The 19,300-nt window shown below is 42.1% G+C and carries 16 protein-coding genes and 1 tRNA gene; 1 reads left to right on the top strand and 16 read right to left on the bottom strand.

What is annotated here, in order from left to right; translation table 11 throughout:
• Positions 1–5: 5 nt before the first annotated feature.
• The 7 genes from LU293_RS08270 to LU293_RS08240 form a co-directional block, all read right to left on the bottom strand.
• The gene (locus LU293_RS08270; RefSeq protein WP_242747241.1) at positions 6–806 is read right to left on the bottom strand and encodes a toll/interleukin-1 receptor domain-containing protein; all 801 of its coding nucleotides are present in this window, start codon (positions 804–806) and stop codon (positions 6–8) included.
• Positions 807–817: 11 nt separating this feature from the next.
• Positions 818–1,489, bottom strand: a complete 672-nt coding sequence (locus LU293_RS08265) for a Fic family protein (RefSeq protein ID WP_242747240.1) — start codon at positions 1,487–1,489, stop codon at positions 818–820.
• A 13-nt stretch (positions 1,490–1,502) separates the two neighbouring features.
• Positions 1,503–2,432 (bottom strand): restriction endonuclease, encoded by a 930-nt coding sequence (locus LU293_RS08260; RefSeq protein WP_242747239.1) that lies wholly within the window; start codon positions 2,430–2,432, stop codon positions 1,503–1,505.
• Between the two features lie 36 nt (positions 2,433–2,468).
• On the bottom strand, positions 2,469–3,665 hold the full coding sequence (gene carA / locus LU293_RS08255) for a glutamine-hydrolyzing carbamoyl-phosphate synthase small subunit (protein WP_242747238.1): 1,197 nt from the start codon (positions 3,663–3,665) through the stop codon (positions 2,469–2,471).
• Between the two features lie 285 nt (positions 3,666–3,950).
• Positions 3,951–5,030, bottom strand: a complete 1,080-nt coding sequence (locus tag LU293_RS08250; protein ID WP_242747236.1) for a DUF475 domain-containing protein — start codon at positions 5,028–5,030, stop codon at positions 3,951–3,953.
• Positions 5,031–5,122: 92 nt separating this feature from the next.
• Positions 5,123–5,207, bottom strand: a tRNA-Leu gene (locus LU293_RS08245).
• A gap of 103 nt (positions 5,208–5,310) precedes the next feature.
• Complete coding sequence (locus tag LU293_RS08240) at positions 5,311–5,946, bottom strand: nicotinamidase (RefSeq protein ID WP_242747235.1); 636 nt, start codon at positions 5,944–5,946, stop codon at positions 5,311–5,313.
• Between the two features lie 97 nt (positions 5,947–6,043).
• On the opposite strand from LU293_RS08240, the gene LU293_RS08235 reads away from it, so the two are divergent.
• The gene (locus LU293_RS08235) at positions 6,044–7,645 is read left to right on the top strand and encodes a phosphoethanolamine transferase (protein WP_242747233.1); all 1,602 of its coding nucleotides are present in this window, start codon (positions 6,044–6,046) and stop codon (positions 7,643–7,645) included.
• Here LU293_RS08235 and LU293_RS08230 read toward each other — a convergent pair.
• From LU293_RS08230 to nuoG, 9 genes are all read right to left on the bottom strand, one after another.
• Positions 7,636–8,418, bottom strand: coding sequence for a ferredoxin--NADP reductase (locus LU293_RS08230; protein ID WP_242747231.1), 783 nt, complete (start codon positions 8,416–8,418; stop codon positions 7,636–7,638). The two genes, LU293_RS08235 and LU293_RS08230, sit on opposite strands and share 10 nt — an antisense overlap.
• Before the next feature lie 121 nt (positions 8,419–8,539).
• A complete protein-coding gene (locus LU293_RS08225) occupies positions 8,540–10,015 on the bottom strand; it encodes an NADH-quinone oxidoreductase subunit N (protein ID WP_375540367.1) in 1,476 nt (491 codons plus the stop codon).
• 8 nt (positions 10,016–10,023) lie between these two features.
• Positions 10,024–11,673, bottom strand: a complete 1,650-nt coding sequence (gene nuoM, locus LU293_RS08220) for an NADH-quinone oxidoreductase subunit M (RefSeq protein WP_242747228.1) — start codon at positions 11,671–11,673, stop codon at positions 10,024–10,026.
• A gap of 1 nt (position 11,674) precedes the next feature.
• The gene (nuoL, locus tag LU293_RS08215) at positions 11,675–13,525 is read right to left on the bottom strand and encodes an NADH-quinone oxidoreductase subunit L (protein WP_375540329.1); all 1,851 of its coding nucleotides are present in this window, start codon (positions 13,523–13,525) and stop codon (positions 11,675–11,677) included.
• A gap of 3 nt (positions 13,526–13,528) precedes the next feature.
• Positions 13,529–13,819: an NADH-quinone oxidoreductase subunit NuoK gene (gene nuoK, locus LU293_RS08210; protein ID WP_242749745.1), complete on the bottom strand. Its 291-nt coding sequence runs from the start codon at positions 13,817–13,819 to the stop codon at positions 13,529–13,531.
• Between the two features lie 71 nt (positions 13,820–13,890).
• Positions 13,891–14,493 (bottom strand): NADH-quinone oxidoreductase subunit J, encoded by a 603-nt coding sequence (nuoJ, locus tag LU293_RS08205; RefSeq protein WP_242747226.1) that lies wholly within the window; start codon positions 14,491–14,493, stop codon positions 13,891–13,893.
• A complete protein-coding gene (nuoI, locus tag LU293_RS08200) occupies positions 14,490–15,038 on the bottom strand; it encodes an NADH-quinone oxidoreductase subunit NuoI (protein WP_242747225.1) in 549 nt (182 codons plus the stop codon). The genes nuoJ and nuoI overlap by 4 nt, the downstream gene beginning before the upstream one ends.
• 145 nt (positions 15,039–15,183) lie before the next feature.
• The gene (nuoH, locus tag LU293_RS08195) at positions 15,184–16,212 is read right to left on the bottom strand and encodes an NADH-quinone oxidoreductase subunit NuoH (RefSeq protein WP_242747224.1); all 1,029 of its coding nucleotides are present in this window, start codon (positions 16,210–16,212) and stop codon (positions 15,184–15,186) included.
• A gap of 3 nt (positions 16,213–16,215) precedes the next feature.
• Entirely contained in the window at positions 16,216–19,299 is a 3,084-nt protein-coding gene (gene nuoG / locus LU293_RS08190; RefSeq protein WP_242747223.1) for an NADH-quinone oxidoreductase subunit NuoG, read from the bottom strand.
• Position 19,300 lies beyond the last annotated feature (1 nt).

The following is a 19,300-nucleotide window of genomic DNA, read 5'->3' as shown; positions in this document are numbered from 1 at the left end:
CTCGCTTATAAGTTAAGTTTTCTTTTTAAAACATTTGCAATTTCAAGTAGGCAATCTCCATTATTCCACTCCATGAATTTTCTAGCCATTATCATGGGTGGAATATTTGATTTATCAGATATATTTAAAATTACAAGACATTTATCATTAAATATTAAGTTTACAAATGAAGACAATTCTTCATTTGCCCATTTGCTATTTAAAAAATTTTCAGTAATTACAAATATTGCAAATTCTGAATTTTTAATACCTTCATTGATTTTGAAATAAATATTATCACCATAATCAATTTCATATTTATCAAGCCATACGTGAATTTCACGACTTTGCAAATATCTAAACATTGGCTCAACAACACTTTCTTTATCCAAAGACGAATGACTTAAAAAAATTCTTGGTTGATTTCTGTTTACAAATGCGAATTGTGGGTGATGATTTTCTAGAAAATCTTTTTCTGGAAAAATAAACATATGATTAGAATGGCTTGTAATAGCCAAATCAATACCATTTTCATCACAAATACCGCAAACATTGGCATGAAAAACTAAATCAAGAAATTTCATATTAGATTTAATTATTCTATCAGGATGATTTTGTTTCAACCAAATATCAAATCTATCTCTTACTTGGTCATTATCAAAAAATATACCCAAATGAAATTGTTTATTATAAGGGTTATTGTTAATATATAAGTTAAAACCCACAATTTCATCTTTTGTAAAATTATTCAATATATCTTTTAAGAATGGTTTTTCTTTCGTGCGGTTTGCATAATCACATTCAAAACAATAAAATATATTACTCATCTAAAACTATCCTATTCAATTCCATACAAACAGTGTTCATAAGTCCAAGCTATGATTTTGTCATCATCATTCGTTTCATAAAACTCAGACAATAGATTATTCCAAATTTCAAGCTGGTTTTCATTGATATTTAGAATGCCAAGCCCTGATAAAATCAGCTGATAATTCGCACAAATAATCGCCGTGCGCTTATTGCCGTCCCAAAAAATCTGCTGTCTCATCATATAATACATCGTTTTGATGATAAGCACGGTTTTGGATAAAGGCAAATTGTGGATTTTATTAAGGGTGTTTTCAATATCTGATTTTATCGGAATGCTCGGCACATAGCCAACACCACTAATACCGACATTGCCAGTCCGCAAAACACCCCAAGCTAAACTTTCATTATAGGCAACAAAAGCATTAACCCTGCAAGCAAAATCCAAATCAAAAGGCGTGTCTGACTTTAAAATAAACTGCCACGCATTTTTAAGATTTAACACCACTTGAATATCATGAGTAGAAATTCCGCCCACGCTCATGCCATCAATGATGGTTTTGGTTTGGGGAAATGTTGTATTTACCTTTTCTAACCGTGAAATACTGTGAATGACTTCTACGATATTTTTGCGAGCCAAAAAGCGGTTTTGGTCTAGGGTGAGATTAAATTTGTCAGATAACTCTACTTTCGTTGCACTCACAATTGCTACTCACCTACTCAAAGAAATCGTCATCAATTTCACAGATTTCAAGCACTTCTTTTATTTGAATACCAACTTTGTATTTAATCATTAAGGTAACCAGTTCTTGACCATCAATTAAGACAATTTTACCTAATAATTTTTGTGCATATTCTTTGGCAGATTTGGTAAAAGATGACGTGGTAATAAAAACGCCTCTTTCCACCCCATTGCCCTGCAAAGCACCTAAAAAAGATTGCAACTCTTTTGAACCGACCGTATTGTTACTGGCATATCTTTTGGCTTGAATATAGATATTTTGAATGCCTAGCGGGTCTTGCTTAATCACACCATCAATACCGCCATCATGCGATTTACCCGTATGCTCAAATAAATTTTCTTTACCACCATATCCCATCGCAAGTAACAGCTTTAAGACTGCCTTTTCAAAAAATAAAGGCGTACTTTGTTGCAATTTATTTAGTAATTCAACAGCAATTTCTGTTTCAATTTCTTTAATGGCATTTTTGGCTTGGATTTTAAAATCCAATTCTTGACCGTCAAGATTTTCAGAGTATTTCACATGCTTATAAGATTGTGATTTTTTACGTTCTAAAAGATTTTTTTGATAATTATCCCAATCATTTAATCCGATAAAATCTTTTTCGGTAATCTCAGCTTTGCCTTTCCACTGTTTCGCCATTTTTAAACCCAAAGGCGTAACTTGATATATAGACCGGCTAATGCGATTTAAAACCCCCGCCTTAACAAAACTAGAAATTGCCCAACCTAAAGAATTTAATAAACGGCTTTGCCCTGATGAGATCTGATCGCCGATCTCATCATCACTAATCTTTGCCAAATCAATCACGCCTTGATAGATGTCTTGGCGTGTGCGAACTTGGTTGTCCATCATTAAACAAAGCACCCAGACTCGTGATTGATTATGATTATTTATTATCATTAAGCTCACTCTTTAAATTTGATACTATCAAATTTATTAAGCCTTCGCTTGTTCCATCTCCCCCACAAACCGATCAAACAACACCCCACAATCATGCGGACCGGGGCTTGCCTCTGGGTGTCCTTGAAAGCTAAATGCTGGGTGGTCGGTCAGCTCAATACCTTGGTTTGAGCCATCAAACAATGAGCGATGTGTTACACGCACATTATCAGGCAGGCTACTTTCATCAACGCAAAACCCGTGGTTTTGTGACGTAATCATCACCGTGCCATCGATGATATTTTGTACAGGGTGGTTAGCACCATGATGACCAAACTTCATCTTAATGGTTCTAGCACCACTTGCTAAAGCAAGCAGCTGATGCCCCAGACAAATCCCAAATACAGGAATTTTGGTGTCATTTAAGATAGTCTTGATGGCGTCGATGGCATAATCACACGCTGATGGGTCACCAGGACCGTTGGATAAGAAAATACCATCTGGATTGTGCTTTAACACGTCAGATACTGGCGTCTGAGCAGGAACGACAGTCACCTTACAGCCTCTATCCACAAGCATTCTTAAAATATTGGTCTTCACACCAAAGTCATATGCCACGATGTGAAAGCGTTTTTGGATATCTGTGCCAAGCTGCTTAAAGCGTCCGCCTGTCTGGCTTAACTTACCATTTTTACCATCGTGATTTAGCAGCCAAGAGCCTTCACTCCAAGTATAGCCTTGTGAATCACAGCAGACTTTCGCTAAATCTTGACCTGCCATATTTGGGGCGGATTTCGCAAGCTCGATGGCTTTTGCTTCATCAAGATGACCATTTTCGTCAGCGGTTAGGATACAGCCATTTTGAGCACCTGTTGTGCGTAGTAGATTAGTCAGCTTGCGAGTGTCAATCTCACCAATCGCCACGATATTATGGGCTTTTAGATAATTACTTAAAGATTGCTCAGCACGAAAACTACTGTGAGTCAATGGCAAATCACGAATGATTAGACCATTTGCCCATACTTTATGAATGCGTCCAGACTCACCATCTTCACGATTACAGCCAGTATTGCCGATGTGCGGATAAGTCAGTGTAACCATTTGACCTGCATAACTTGGGTCGGTCAATATCTCTTGATAACCTGTCATGGCGGTATTAAATACCACTTCGCCACTTGCTTGACCGCTCGCCCCAATCGCTACGCCACGAAAAATCGTACCATCTGCCAATGCTAATATTGCTTTTGTTGTCATGATGCTCACCGCTATTGTCTTTGTTCGTTATCTTTAAGTCAAATTTTAGACAAAATTTTTTGGCGAATTTACCGCCAAAAAATGTCAATTTAATCAATCGTTACTAAATTTTGCCCACAAAAAAGCGACTGATTAAAAATACAACTTAATTCTTTAATGATTAAAAAATTTAAGCTTGTTATTTTCATAATCACTCGCTTGTGTTTGATTTTGGCTATTATATATAAAAACTGAACAATTTACCAGTAATTTTATTACAATTTTTATACTCAGCAATCATAACTTTTAGTTTTGATGGCGTTTATTATACTCAATAGAATTATAGAGCGATAAGCCAATAAATGCCACGCCAATCAGCCCTGTCACCACCTCAGGCACATGAAAATGGGTTGATAATAGCATAATCACCGCCAACGCTCCGATGGCATAATGAGCCCCATGCTCTAAATACACAAATTCACTCAATGTGCCTTTTTTGACCAAAAAAATCGTCATAGAACGCACAAACATCGCACCAATGGCAAGCCCCAACATGATGATGATCACATCATTAGTGATGGCAAAAGCACCAATCACCCCATCAAAACTAAATGAAGCATCTAGCACTTCTAAATACACAAAACCTGCAACACCGCCTTTTAAAATAGTCGCAGAGACCCCTGCTGTGTTTGTGATGGGCTGACCGTTGGCATCTAACACCTCGTCTGCTTCATCTTCATGGCTTTGACCTTCAAGCAGTGCTGAGATAACACTCACACCCAAATACACCAAAACTCCCCAAATTCCTGCCACCAGCACTACGCCTTGCTTGGCTTCATCCACCCAAGACATAGATAGCATGAGTACCGCCAATGCCACAAATACGCTCATCGCATCAACTTTACTAAACCGCATTAGTCTATCTTCTAGCCAAGTAAACCAATGAATGTCTTTGTCGCCAAACATGAAATTTAAAAATACCAACAACAAAAACATACCACCAAAAGCAGAAATCTCGGCATGGTGAGCATTTAGATGTTCGGCATATTGAGCAGGATTATGTAGGGCAAGATTCACAACTTCTATCACGCCAATCTTTGCGGTAACTGCCACAATGACAATCGGAAAAATAAGACGCATACCAAACACGGCAATCAGCATACCAACCGTCAAGAATATCTTTTTCCAAAAATCATTCCAACCTTTTAAAATAGAAGCATTGACCACCGCATTATCAAAGGATAACGACACTTCCATAATCGCCAAAATCGCTGTAACCCCTAGTGCTACAAACATAGCAGACATACCGCCATGCGAATAGCCCCACCATGCTGCGATGGCTAAACATACAGCAGTAAAAATAATGTCAAATAAAAAATGTCGCATACAGTTCCCAAGATATTCGCCCAAACAGGCGTGCTCATTGATAAATCATGTAAAAAAAACCAACAACCCCATGGTTATTGGTTTTTTAAATATGGTGGGGTCGGAGAGACTCGAACTCTCACAGGTCGCCCCGCTGGAACCTAAATCCAGTGCGTCTACCAATTTCGCCACGACCCCGTGACTTGTCAAGCTTTGCTTGCCTACTAGATGGAGTGCATTATAACCTAAATTCATCATTTGGCAAGCGATTTTAGTCATAAAATAATAAAAAATATTGTAACTAATTGATTTTATTTAAAATATCTGACGATTGACTAAACGCCACACCTTTTTCTTTCATCGCCTTAATCGCTTGATTAAGCGAACCATTTATATTAATACTGGCTGTGGCATCCATCACTACCGTGCAATCAAAGCCAAAGGTTCTAGCATCCATCGCCGTCCACGCCACACAAAAATCGGTGGCAATCCCCACAACGTACACATGGCTAATATCTCGTTCTTGTAGATAGCCTGCAAGCCCTGTCTTCGTCCGTCTATCTGCCTCTAAAAATGCCGAATAACTGTCAATCTGACGATGAAAACCTTTACGGACAATCAATTGAGCCTTATCCACCAAAAGGTTTTGATGAAAATTAACATCATCTGTGCCAATAACGCAGTGTGCATTCCACAGTATCTGCTTGCCATAAGGCAGGTTAATGACATCAAAAACATTTTTATTAGCATGATTTTGATAAAAACAAATATGATCAGCTGGATGATAATCTTGGGTTAAAATGACATTGTCAAACGCATCAATCAGCTCATTAACCGTATCAATTATAAGCTCACTACCTAATACCGCCAAATTACCCCCAATAAAGCTGTTTTGCATATCCACAGCAATTAAAGCGGATGTACGTTGATCAACCATAAACCACCATACCATCATAAATAAAGTTCTATCATAACTAAATATTTGATATACTGCTACATTCATTTAACAATTCAACTATAATATCGTGCCAGTTATGAAAAAAGTGCTATCCACATTAACCACTCCAATCTTCAGCGTTCAACTTAGCATAATCATCATTGCTTATATATTTTTACTCAATCAGTTACATCATTGGTCTTTTTCTTCTGCCTTGCACTCGCTTTGGGTTAGTTTGGCACTTTTGATATTAACGCTAAGCTTAGGAATATTTCATCGTTTTATCTTAAAATCCTTACTTATCGTACATGTAGCACTCGGCTCTATTGCCATCTTTGCTAAGCAAAATTACGGCACTATCATCACTGAAGATTTAATGCTTAGTGCGTTGATCAGTGAACAAGATCTTACCGCTGAGATGATTTCTCCTTTGTTTATATTTTGGTTTATACTGACTGCTGTGTTGCCAAGTATTTGGATAATTTTAGTAAATATTCGATCGCAGCCTTTATCGGTGCTACTTAAGCAATACGCCTTTACTGTGTTCATTTGCCTATCTATGATAGCTGCATTTTTTTGGCAGCAAGGCTACCACTTTCGTAGTGCAGGACACATTCGTGATGAACGCTTTACCCAAGATTTAGGTTATTTTTCACCTGTTGATGCTGAGTATAACTTGCATCGTGCAGTGCGTGCCTCAAAAAAGATTCAGCAGACTTACGCTAATGCTAAATCTTTAGCATCACAATACCATTACCAATCCCAAGTTGATGATTTACTCGTGGTCTTCGTGTTGGGTGAAAGCACACGTGGCGATCATTTTGCCATTAATGGCTATAATAAGCCAACTAATCCACTGTTGTCTAAAGTGCCTCATCTGATCAGCTTTTCTCATGCGACATCGTGCGACACCTTAACGATTAATTCCATTCACTGCTTAGCATCGCCCATGCTTAAGACCCAAGGCGATCGCAACATTACGCACGCTTCATTTGGTGAAGTCATGGCTAAGATGGGTTATGATACCGAGATTTATGCACTACAAACATTGACGGGATTTTATCGCTATTTGCACGCAGACACGCTAAAAACTAAGTATGCCATCGTCAATGAGCAATCAACAGGGTCAAAGGACATTTCACTTATCCCGTATGCCAAAAAGACAATTGAAAATTACCATCAAGGCAAAAAACTGCTGATATTACACACGCTAGGCTCTCATCAGACTTATGTTGATCGCTTTACTAATGAGCAAGCAGTATTTACGCCCTACTGCACCAACCCTGATGTGGCACAATGCCAACACCAAGAGCTGATTAATGCTTATGATAATTCTGTGGTGGCAGTAGACCAACTGCTTGGTACGCTGATTGACGCATTATCCACCAAAAAAGCAGTATTAATTTATGTGTCAGATCATGGCGAAAGCTTGGGAGAGCATGGTTATTATTTTCATGGTCAGCCTGTGAATACCGCTCCAAAAGAACAATTTAACATTCCATTTGTGGTTTGGCTATCAGACAGCTATCGTCAAACGCCGCACGGTAGAGCATTTCACCACAACCTACAACAAGCCTTAGCCAGCCAAACAGAGGTATCGCACGATCATGTCTTTCATAGCTTATTAGGGTGTGCAGGCATTTGGTCTGACGATGGCGGTATTGATAAAACGCTAAACCTATGTGGCGATTACCAGTAATTTTCTACTGCAATATTACCCACACCACGGCGATTCATGGTGAGACCCTGTGCTTTTAGCGCTTCTTTGGTGTCATCGACCATCTGTGGATTACCGCATAGCATAACGTGAGATGAATTAGGGTTAAGTGAGCATCCTGCTTGCTTTTCAAGTTTACCTGACGTAATTAAAGTCGGTAAACGTTCACTTAAACACCCATCAGCAGTTTCACGAGTTACAATGGGGATAAAACTAAGCCTTGCAGGACTTTCCACCAGACTGCCAAATTTATCAGACAAATGAGCAATTTTATCTAAATAAGCCAGTTCTGCATGCGTGCGTACACTATACGCTAAGATAATGTGCGAATAATTCTCCCATGCAGTGAGTTCTTGCAAGATTGATAAAAACGGAGCAAGCCCTGTGCCTGTGGCAAGTAGCCACAAATCTTGCGGGGTAGGCTCTTGATAGCGAGCAAGTGTCAAAAAGCCAAAAGATTCTGGATTAAGATACAGCGTATCACCCACAGCCAAATGTTGTAATTGACTGGTGAACGCACCATCAGGCACTACCACCGAAAAGAATTCTAAGAACTCATCATAAGGCGATGATACCACTGAATAGGCACGAAAAATCCGCTCGCCCGACTGGTGGGAGTCATCAATGCCTAAACGAACAAATTGACCTGCCTGAAAACGAAAGCCATCAGGCCGGCTTGTTTTAAAGCGAAACAGTGTGGGTGTAATCGTTGATTTCTCCAATACGGTCACATTAACCGCGCGATCATCGCTCATAAAACTCTCCCCAAATTATTTTTAACTTAAACTTATCATTTATAAAAGACAATATTTTATGCCATTTAAAGTCAAAGGGTGTATGACATACACCCTTTTTTGGTTGATTTTCCAATCAGCATTACACACCGATAATCGATAAGCTTGCTAAGGTGAATAATGGGTTAGGAAGCACACCTAATACAAAAATCAGCAAGGTGATTATGATAACAATAATACCGCCCACTTTAACCGACCAATCATGACTAGCCTCAAACGGACTATCAGTCAATGGACGCTTAAACATCACAAGCAATACTCTTAAATAGTAGTACAGTCCAATAGCACTGCCCACAACCAACATAATCGCAAGATCAAAACGACCACCTTGCACCGCAGCAAACATGACTTGAAACTTAGTGATAAATCCTGCTGTTAAAGGAATACCTGCCATAGATAAAATCATCACCACCATGACTGCTGTCAAGATAGGGCGATGCCAAAAAATACCTTGATAGTCGCTGATTTTTTCAGCTTCATCAGGTTTAGCATGAATGCGATAATTATTTGTCATCACTGTCATAACACCAAAAGCTGCTAAGCTTGTCAATCCATAGACTGCCATGTACATAGTGATTAGCCCAACAGCAGCATGACCCAAACTGACTAAGGTGATCAGTGCATAACCCATATGGGCAATCGATGAATAAGCAAAAAGACGCTTTAGATTGTCTTGTTTTAATGCCAATAGGTTGCCAATAATCACTGACAATACAATCAGCCAAGTTAATATCACATCGCTTGAAGGCAAAGCAGGCAATGCTGTCTCAATAAGCAGACGAGTTGCTAATGCCATCGCCGCTACTTTTGCTACGCTTGCCAAAAATGCCGAAATTGGTGCAGGTGCTCCTTGGTACACATCGCCCGCCCATGCATGAAACGGTGCTAATGATAACTTAAAGGCTATTGCCACCAGCATAAGACTACCGCCTAATATCACAAGTGGCGTAACGCCTTGTGTAAGTATCGCTTCTTTGATAAAGACAAAGTGCAGCTGACCTACATCTGCAAGAATAAACGCCATACCCATTAGTAATGTCGCAGAAGCAGCAGCTGATAGCACCAGATATTTCAAGCCAGATTCTAGCGATTTTTGCTTTAAGAAAGTATAAGCAAGCATACCATACATTGGTACCGATAAAAGCTCAAGCGATACAAAAAATGATGCTAAATGCTGTGCACCTGTCATCAGCATCGCACCAAGCGTACTGATAAGCATGAGTAAATATAGCTCTTCTTTATTATCGTTAAATGTACCAAAAAACCCATAACTTAAGCTACAACACGCCAACGCCATAATCAGCACAAGCGTGCCATTCACCATAGCAAAACCATCAAAGCTAAATAACATACTTGTGGCTGTGCCGACACTTAGCATCCCTGTTAGCATGCCAATCTGAGCAAGCAAGGCGATATTTAAGCCCACCACAGAAAGTGTACCCACTAAATAATGGCTGCGTTTAATTGCGATAGCACACATCACAACCAACGCTGTTATTGCCACAATCACCGCAGGAAGCATACCGCCCAACTGCTGCCAAAAACTTGGCAAAGTCATTACTTCGTTCATTGACTTGCCTCCTGTACATCTGTTTTATTTGTCATTGGTGTTGTTGCTGCATTTAGGTTGTTTAGCATATTTTTTAGTGGTGCATGGTGATAACTGTTCGAGATATATGTCATTGAACTTTCAGAGACGTCCATGATAGGCTTAGGATACAATCCTGTATAAATCAATCCAATCGCCAAAATACCAAGCAAACTTAGCTCTCTTTTGCCCAAATCTTTTATGATGCGTTTATGACCACCCAAGTCAAGCTGACTTGTCGCATCCTGACCAAATAACGCCTTATGGATTAAAATTAGCGAATACAAGCCTGCCCATACAAAACTGACGGCTGTGATCATAACAAATGCAGGATAATGTGAAAATGAACCCAGCAGTATCACAATCTCACCAATAAAGTTACCTGTCCCGGGTATGCCAAGCAAAGCAGCACAAAAGAACATGAGTAGCGGTGCAAAATACCGAAAATGTCCCCACATACCACCCATCAAGGTCAAATCACGAGTGTGCAGTCTTTCATATAGCTGACCTGCCATAATAAACAATGCTGCACTTGATAGTCCGTGAGCAATCATTTGTACCATCAAACCTTGCAGTGATAAAATCGTACCAGCATAGATGGCAAGCACCACAAAGCCCATATGAGATACGGACGTATAAGCAAGCAATCGCTTAATATCAGTCTGTGCAAAGGCAAGCCACGCACCATAAAAGATACCGATTAAGCCAAGGGTAATAGCAATCGGTGCAAAATCCGCTGACGCATTAGGAAATAATGGCAACACAAAACGCAATAAGCCAAAAGCTGCCGTCTTAATCAAAATCCCTGCCAAATCCACCGAGCCTGCCGTAGGTGCTTGGGCGTGAGCATCAGGTAGCCAGCCATGTAGTGGGAATACAGGTAATTTGACCGCAAAACCGATAAAAAAGCACAGCATAATGATGTATTCATACGGACCCATCGAGGTGCCAAGCAGTTTTTCATAATGGAAAGTTAATACGCCAGTTTGTAAATAATTTAAAATCACCAGCATACAGATACCGATCAGCATCACAAGACCGCTAGCTTGAGTATAAATAAAAAACTTAGTGGCTGCTGCCGACTTTGGCTTGATAATGTTGCCTGCTTTATCCTTAACGTCATGACCCCAAAGTGCGATTAAAAAATAAATTGGGGTTAGCATCATCTCCCAAAAGAAAAAGAATAAAAACAGATCGATTGCTAAAAATACACCAATCACACCGCCAAGACTTGCCAAGAGGTTTAGATGGAAAAACCCAACACGATGTCCGATTTCATTCCAAGAACACCCTACCGCTAGCACGCCAAGAAGTGCTGTTAAGCCAATCATCAAAAGTGACAAGCCATCCATCGCCAATGAAAAACGAATGCCAAAATTCTCAATCCAAGGCACATCAAATGTCGCAAGCCAAGGCAAAGTATCGCCTACATGGCCAGATGCGTTAAACGCTGCAATGTCTGCATTGAGATATAACCCCACTGACAGTAATAAAGTAGTCAGCATACCAAATAAAGCAATCCATCTTGGCAACTGTGGCGTTTTCTTTTCTACCAGCCAGCAAAAAAAACCTGCAATGATTGGAATGGCGATTAACGCTGGTAAAGCCCAAGTTTGTTGTAAATCCATGTTAATTCACCACCTTTATCATGACAAGCACTAATACTAAAACTAGTCCCAAACCAAAACTAATAGCTTGTGTGCGAAGCTGACCTGTTTGCGTACCACTCATCACACAGCCCATCATACCTGTTAGTTTTGGTAGTACATTCCACACCCCATCAACAGGGTCTTTTTTAAATAATCGTGCAATCATTAAGAACGGCTTAACAAACACGATATCATATAACGCATCAAAACCTAAGCCATGATAGCACCAGTGGTAAACTGCACCGCCAAAACTACTTTCTTTAAATTTTTGTAATGCTCGTCCGCCATTAACGACATATAAAAGATAAGCAAGAATCAAGCCTGCTGTCGTCATACCAATCGCAATATATTCAGCGGTGTGCTTACCTTCGGTTAAGGTAGCACCGACACTTTTGGGCAGAACATTTGCCAAAGGTGGGTGGATTAGAGCACCCAATCCTGTCGATAATACCATCAGCACAATGAGTGGCAAGGCATAAGATATGCCTTTTAAAGCGTGAGCATGGGTTTTTTCTTGTCCAAAAAACGTCAGCCAAATTAAACGGAAGGTGTAAATCGCTGTTAAAAACGCACCAAATACGCCAGCATAAAAAAGCCCCATATGACCTGTGGCATATGTCTCCCAAAGAATGGCTTCTTTGGAATAAAAGCCTACAGTCACAAAAGGCAAGGCGACCAATGCCCCGCCGCCAACCACGAACGACCAAAATACCAAAGGGATTTTTTTACGCAATCCACCCATCTTAAAGATGTTTTGTTCGTGATGGGTACTGATAATCACCGCCCCACTTGCCAAAAATAGCAACGCCTTAAAAAACGCATGCGTCATCAAGTGAAAAATTGCCACTTGCCACGCACCCACACCTAACGCCATAAACATATAGCCAAGCTGGCTCATGGTAGAGTAAGCAAGCACACGCTTAATATCAGTCTGTGCCAAGGCACAAAAACTAGCGACAAGCATAGATAAAGCACCAACACCACCAACTGCATACACCAACATATCTGGCGTTAAAACAAAAAGTGGGTGCATACGTGCGATTAAATACACGCCTGCGGTTACCATCGTGGCAGCGTGAATGAGTGCGGACACAGGTGTCGGACCTGCCATCGCATCAGCAAGCCAAGTATGCAATGGGATTTGGGCAGATTTACCAAACGCACCGCCAATAATCATCAGTACAGATAAGACAAGCATCGGATCATTAGTTGTAAATACTTGAGAAGCTTGCTGTAAAATCGTAGAAAAATCCAGCGTACCAAATTTATAAAACAGCAAAAACAAACCAATCGCTAAAAATACGTCGCCCACACGAGTTACCGTAAACGCCTTCATCGCTGCCTTACCATTATCACGGTTATCAAAATAATAACCAATTAACAGATAAGAGCAAATACCCACGCCTTCCCAGCCTAAGTACATCAGCAATAAATTATCTGACAAGACTAAGATAAGCATGCTTGCAACGAATAGGTTTAGGTAGCTAAAAAATCTAGCAAAATGCTTCTCGCCTGTCATATACCAAGATGCAAACAGGTGGATTAAAAAACCGACGCCTGTAATAACACCCATCATGGTAACCGACAGCCCATCAAGCGTTAAAGCAAATTGTGGGGCAAAATCACCAACTGCAAACCACGTCCATAATGAGATGGTTTGAGCAGCCCTGTCGCCAGACAAGAATCCAAAAATAGACATAAAGGCACAAACAGCAGACAAGCCCATCATGCCAACACCAATCCAAGTTGCTAATGTCTCACTTAAGCGATCTCGGCCTATGGCAAGCAATAAAAAGCCAATCACAGGGAAAATAAAAGTCATCGCAAGCATCATCTACCCCTTCATGCTATTAGCTTTGGTTAAATCAAGACTTCTAAAGCGATGATAAAACTGTAATAAAATCGCAAGTCCAATCGCCGCTTCTGCTGCCGCTAAAGTCAACACAAAAATAAACATTACTTGACCATCAGCAGAACCATGTAAATTACCCGCCATGACAAATGCCAGTGCTGCAGCGTTCATCATAATCTCAAGGCTCATCAATACAAATAATAGATTGCGTCGCACCATTACGCCAGTTAGACCAATGGTAAATAATATACCTGCTAAGATTAGACCATGCATAGCATTAATACCAAAGCCTGCTACAGCTGTTGCGACATCATGGACGTATGGGGTACTTCCCGTCGTATGTATCATAAATTATCCCCTTTGATCTCATCCATGCGTTCTTGGGTGTGGCTGACATTCTCATCATCTAGGGCTTTTTTACCAAGATGATATGCCGCCACTAATGCTCCAAGCAATAAAAACGCTGCTGCTTGTACAAGTAGCACATATTGTGTAAATAGACTGATACCCACTTCTTTAGCTGTGATATTTACATCTGAAAAATACACATTGCCACCAATAAATGCAGGGGTTGCATTTAAAATCAATCCACAAAGCACAGCAAAGACAATGACTCCTAATGCCATTGGCATTGCCCACGCATTGGCGGTAAGCCAAGATTTTTCTTCTAGGGTGTCTGTACCCAAATTAAGCATCATGATGACAAACACAAACAGCACCAAAATCGCCCCTGCATACACGATGATTTCAAGCACGCCTGCAAAACTTGCCCCCAAGATAAAGAAAATCCCTGCCACCGCAAGCAAAGAGACAATCATGGATAAAATGGCATGAACAGGATTGGCATGGGTAACCACACGCAAACTTGCCCAAATCGCCACCAAGCCCAAGACATAAAAGCCCACCACACTGCCATCAGACAGTAACGCATTCAACCAAGCTATCATGGCAACAAACTCCTTACATCAATCGGTGTCGCTTCTTTATCATGCGAGCCTTTGGGTCTATTTTGTGTCGCCATGCCCGTAACACGGTAATAGTTGTAGTCTGGGTATTTGCCCACACCGCTGATCAGCAAATGCTCTTTTTCATACAACAGATTTTGGCGGTTGTATTCACCGATTTCAAAATCAGGGGTCAGCTGAATGGCGGTGGTTGGGCAAGCCTCTTCGCACATGCCACAAAACACACAACGACTAAAATTGATCTGAAAATCCGTGGCATACCAACGCCCATCTTCACGTTCGCCTTTTTGTAGGCTAATACAGCCCACAGGACACGCCACCGCACACAAATTACACGCCACACAGCGTTCATCGCCGTCTGGGTCTCGGGTCAGCACAATACGCCCACGAAAGCGTGGCGGTACAGGCACAGGCTGTTCTGGGTATAAGATGGTGTCTCTTTTTCGTAGGGCGTGCGTATTTACCATCCACATAGAACGCACAATGGTAAAAATGCCCACCGCCGTATTTTTTAAGGTTGCAAACATAATTTATCCTTGATAATGCTCGTTCAAGTGTACAGGTTTTTTTGGTTTAGCACAGCTACCCAAACATGATAAAAAATCGTATCCACAGGCAAATTGACGAACAATTCTTTGATTGGCGATTTGCTTATTGTCATTCAAAACCATCTTAGTTCACCATCAAAATCACCAATGCTGTCATCAGCAGGTTCACCAAAGTAACAGGCAAACACACTTTCCAGCCAAAATTCATCACTTGGTCATAGCGTGGACGCATGAGCGAGCCACGAGCAAGCACAAACATCGTCATAAAAAATAAGGTCTTTATCAAAAACCAAAACACAGGTGGTATAAAGGGAATATTAAGATTAAAAGGAGCAAGCCAACCCCCAAAAAACAAACAAGTCATCAAGGCAGAAATCACCACCACATTGACATATTCGCCAATAAAAAACATACCAAATTTCATGCCAGAATATTCCACATGATAACCTTCGGCAAGCTCTTGCTCGGCTTCTGGCTGGTCAAAGGGGTGTCTGTGCGTTACCGCAACACCTGCCACCACAAAGGTCAAAAAACCAAAAAACTGCGGTATCACATTCCACACAACCGCTTGGGCTTCTACAATCTCACGCAGGTTGAATGAGCCTGCCATCGCCACCACACCCATCAAAGACAAGCCCAAAAACACTTCATAACTGATGGTTTGGGCAGCAGAACGCAGACCACCCAACAGCGAAAACTTATTGGCAGATGCCCAGCCGCCAAACATCACCGCATAGACTGCCAAGCCTGCCATCGCAAAAAAGAACAAAATACCAATGTCCCAATCTGCCACAAAGGCGGTCGGCGACAATGGAATGATGGCAAAACTTGCCAAAGCAGTAAACATCGCAATGGCAGGGGCTAATACAAATATTTTTTTGTCGGCAAAATTGGGGGTCCAGTCTTCTTTAAAGAAGATTTTGAGCATATCAGCCACCAGTTGCAAACTGCCTTGCCAGCCCACACGGTTTGGACCATAGCGGTCTTGCCACAAAGCAAGCATACGCCGTTCATAGACAATCATCAAGGCTGCCGTCATCACAAGACCCAAAAAAATCACCAACGCCTGCACGCTTAAATAGGCCAACGACCACCAGTCAAACGACAATCCACTCAACAACGAAGGCACATCAGGGATTATACGCACGCTCATTTATTACACCTCCATTGCGTTTGGTTGGAACAAGCTATTGGGCTGTTTGGTCAATCCTGCCAAACTTGCCAAATAAGCAGGCACATAGATGTTATCAAAGTCGGTGGTTTTTTTGACCACCGCTGGCAAATGGCTATGAAGTGGCACTTGTCCAGCAGGATAGCCAATGCACCCTTCTGCCAAATAATCGGTCGTCATCACAGGTAGGATAATGTCATGACCGTTTTGGCTGATGGCAAGCAAATCGCCATCTTTGATTTGCCACAGCAAGGCATCGTCTTTGCCAACCGTCCAGACGGCAGGCTTAATCTGCTCTGCCACCACAGGACTGCGACTGACGATGGCAGAACTTGAATACAGCTGATAAATTGGCACAAGTTTGGCACGATTTTCAAAGACACTGCTTGTGGGCGTGTCATGCACCGTTTGGGTGCCAAAATTCATCTTGGTCGTTGGCAATGAATCAAACAATCGTACGCCAACATCACCGCCATTAAGCTGTCCGCCGACCTTATGTTGATATTTATTCCACGCCTGCGGTGAATTCCACCCTGCACTCCACGCAAACGGAATCAAACTGGCGTGTGTCTTTTCACCCACATAACCCTCCATTGAGAAGGTCAATGGCGAATCGGTATCCTTAGGTTGCATCGGCTCATGAATGGATATTTTTGCACGCATGGACGTTCGCCCAGAATAACGGCGTGGCTCACGGGCAACTTTTAGCCCTGTGATTCGGTAATTAGCCTGTGGGGCAACGTCTTTGACTGGGGCAAGCTCGCCATATTCATGGATAAGCTCATCAATCACATCATCTAAATGATACCAAGTCGGCTCGCTGATTGTCTTTGATTGCCAGTCGTTTAGGGTGTTGTGCAATGCGTGTAGCCATCGCCAGCTGTCTTTGATGTCGCTCGTTGGCTCATAGTATTTTTTGTCATAAACAGCAAAAAACCGCCCTGCCCGACCCTCTGCCGATACCAGCGTGCCATCACTTTCAGCGAATGAACCTGCTGATAACACAAAGCCGGCTTTGGTGTGCCAATCATGGCTTTGGTGGTCAAGTACGATGAGCGTTTTGTCGGTGAACTGCTCAAATTGGCTGGGTGTTAGGTTTGCCAAATCATGCTCTAATACCACCACCGCCTCAAAATCACTCGCCAAAATCTCCTCGATAGATTGCCCACCGAGCAAATGCACGCCGACACTATTAGCGTCAGGCATGGCGACATATACGCCTGTTTTGTCGGTGTATTCATGATTGGCTTTCAGCAGGCGTGCGTTGAGCTCTTTTTCAAAATCGCTCAAATCTCGCTCGGTTTCATGCACGCCATCAGTGCGAGCGGTTTTTTCAGGGTCAATGAATTGGCGTTCAACGTCATCACGGATTTTGGCGTTTTGAACCTCCACAGATTCACGCTCCACATGGGCAATTTGGGTGCGTTTTTTGGTCAGCATCTGGGCGATGTAGCCTGCCGCCTCCAAAATCGCCTTTGATGATAGGCTTGTGCCACTGATGATGAGCGGACGATTTGCCATAATCAAATCATAAGCGATATGACGTGCCAAAACCGCCATGCCGTCTACACCTGCCACCTCGCCATCTGCCACCGTAGTACTAGCTTCTTTTGCCAAAAACTCATCATAAGCGGTAGCAATCTCGCTAAGTCTATCGCCAAACTCTTTGATGGCATCACCGACCATAAAGCCTAAGCGTGCGATGTCGTTTGGTGTGGCGACCGCCGACACTTTGGCGATGTCATCAAGTTTGGTTTCATTGACACAAGCGACATAAATGGGGCTGTATGCGTCTTGACCGATACGCTTTAATGGCTCGGCAAGCCAATGCTCGGTTTTTAGGGCAGCTGCCATTTGGCGTGCTTTATTTTTGGCGGCTTGGCGAACAGACAAAGCGACACGGCTGGCGGTTTGGGTCAAATCTTCCCCCAAAATAAACACGCTGTCGGCAGTTTCTAATTCAGCCAAAGAGACATTGTGCGTATCTTCGTGCCGTAGAATTTGCACACCAAGCGACACCAAATCTTTTAAATAAGCTCGCTCGCCTGTGCTGTAATTGTCATTGCCCACCAGTTTTTTTAGGGCAAAATTACTCTCCAAACTGGCTTTGGGCGAGCCAATGCCAATCACTTTTTTGTCTTTTAATAAATCTGCCACGCCATCAACAGCAAAGTTGGCAGTCGTTTTGACCAATTGACCACCCACATTATGCAAAGGCTGAGTCGGACGGTCTGCACGATTCACATAACCGTAGCCAAAACGCCCACGGTCGCACAAAAAATAGCCATTGACATCAGGATTGTAGCGGTTTTCTATTCTGCGAAGTTCGCCATATCGCTCACCTGCCGAGATACTACACCCTGTGCTACACCCATGGCACACGCTTGGGGCATATTGCATATCCCATTTGCGGTTGTAGCGGTCAGAATGCGTTTTGTCGGTGAACACCCCTGTTGGGCAAATTTCGGTCAAATTACCACTAAATTCGCTTTGTAGCTGACCGTCAGTTTCACGTCCAAAATATACACGGTTATTACTGGCATATACCCCAAAATCGCTACCGCCTGCATAATCCTTATAAAACCGCACACAGCGATAACACGCAATACAGCGGTTCATCTCATGATTGATGAACGAGCCTAGCTCTTGGTTGTGGTGCGTGCGTTTGGTGAAGCGATAACGTCTGCTCCTATGTCCTGACATATAAGTCATGTCTTGTAGATGGCAATGTCCACCCTCTTCACAAGTGGGGCAATCGTGGGGGTGGTTGGTCATGAGATATTCCACGATACGCTTACGAAAATCACGAGCCTCAGCATCGTCCACCGAGATGTACATATTATCCGTGGGGGCGACCATACAGCTCATCACAAGCCGTCCACGCCCTGCTTTGTAGTCATCTTCTGTCATGTACTGCTTCACAGCACATTGACGGCATGAGCCTACCGACCCTAAGGCAGGGTGATAACAAAAATATGGCACGTCAATGCCCAGCGACAGACAAGCAGCAAGCAGATTGTCGCTACCGTCCACTTCTACGGTCTTGCCATCAATATGAATCACTGCCATG

The sequence above is a fragment of the Moraxella nasovis genome (genome assembly GCF_022701215.1).
In the GTDB taxonomy this organism is placed as follows: Bacteria; Pseudomonadota; Gammaproteobacteria; order Pseudomonadales; family Moraxellaceae; genus Moraxella; species Moraxella nasovis.
Note: the sequence above shows the minus strand (reverse complement) of the source record. Positions and strands in the feature narration are given on the sequence as shown.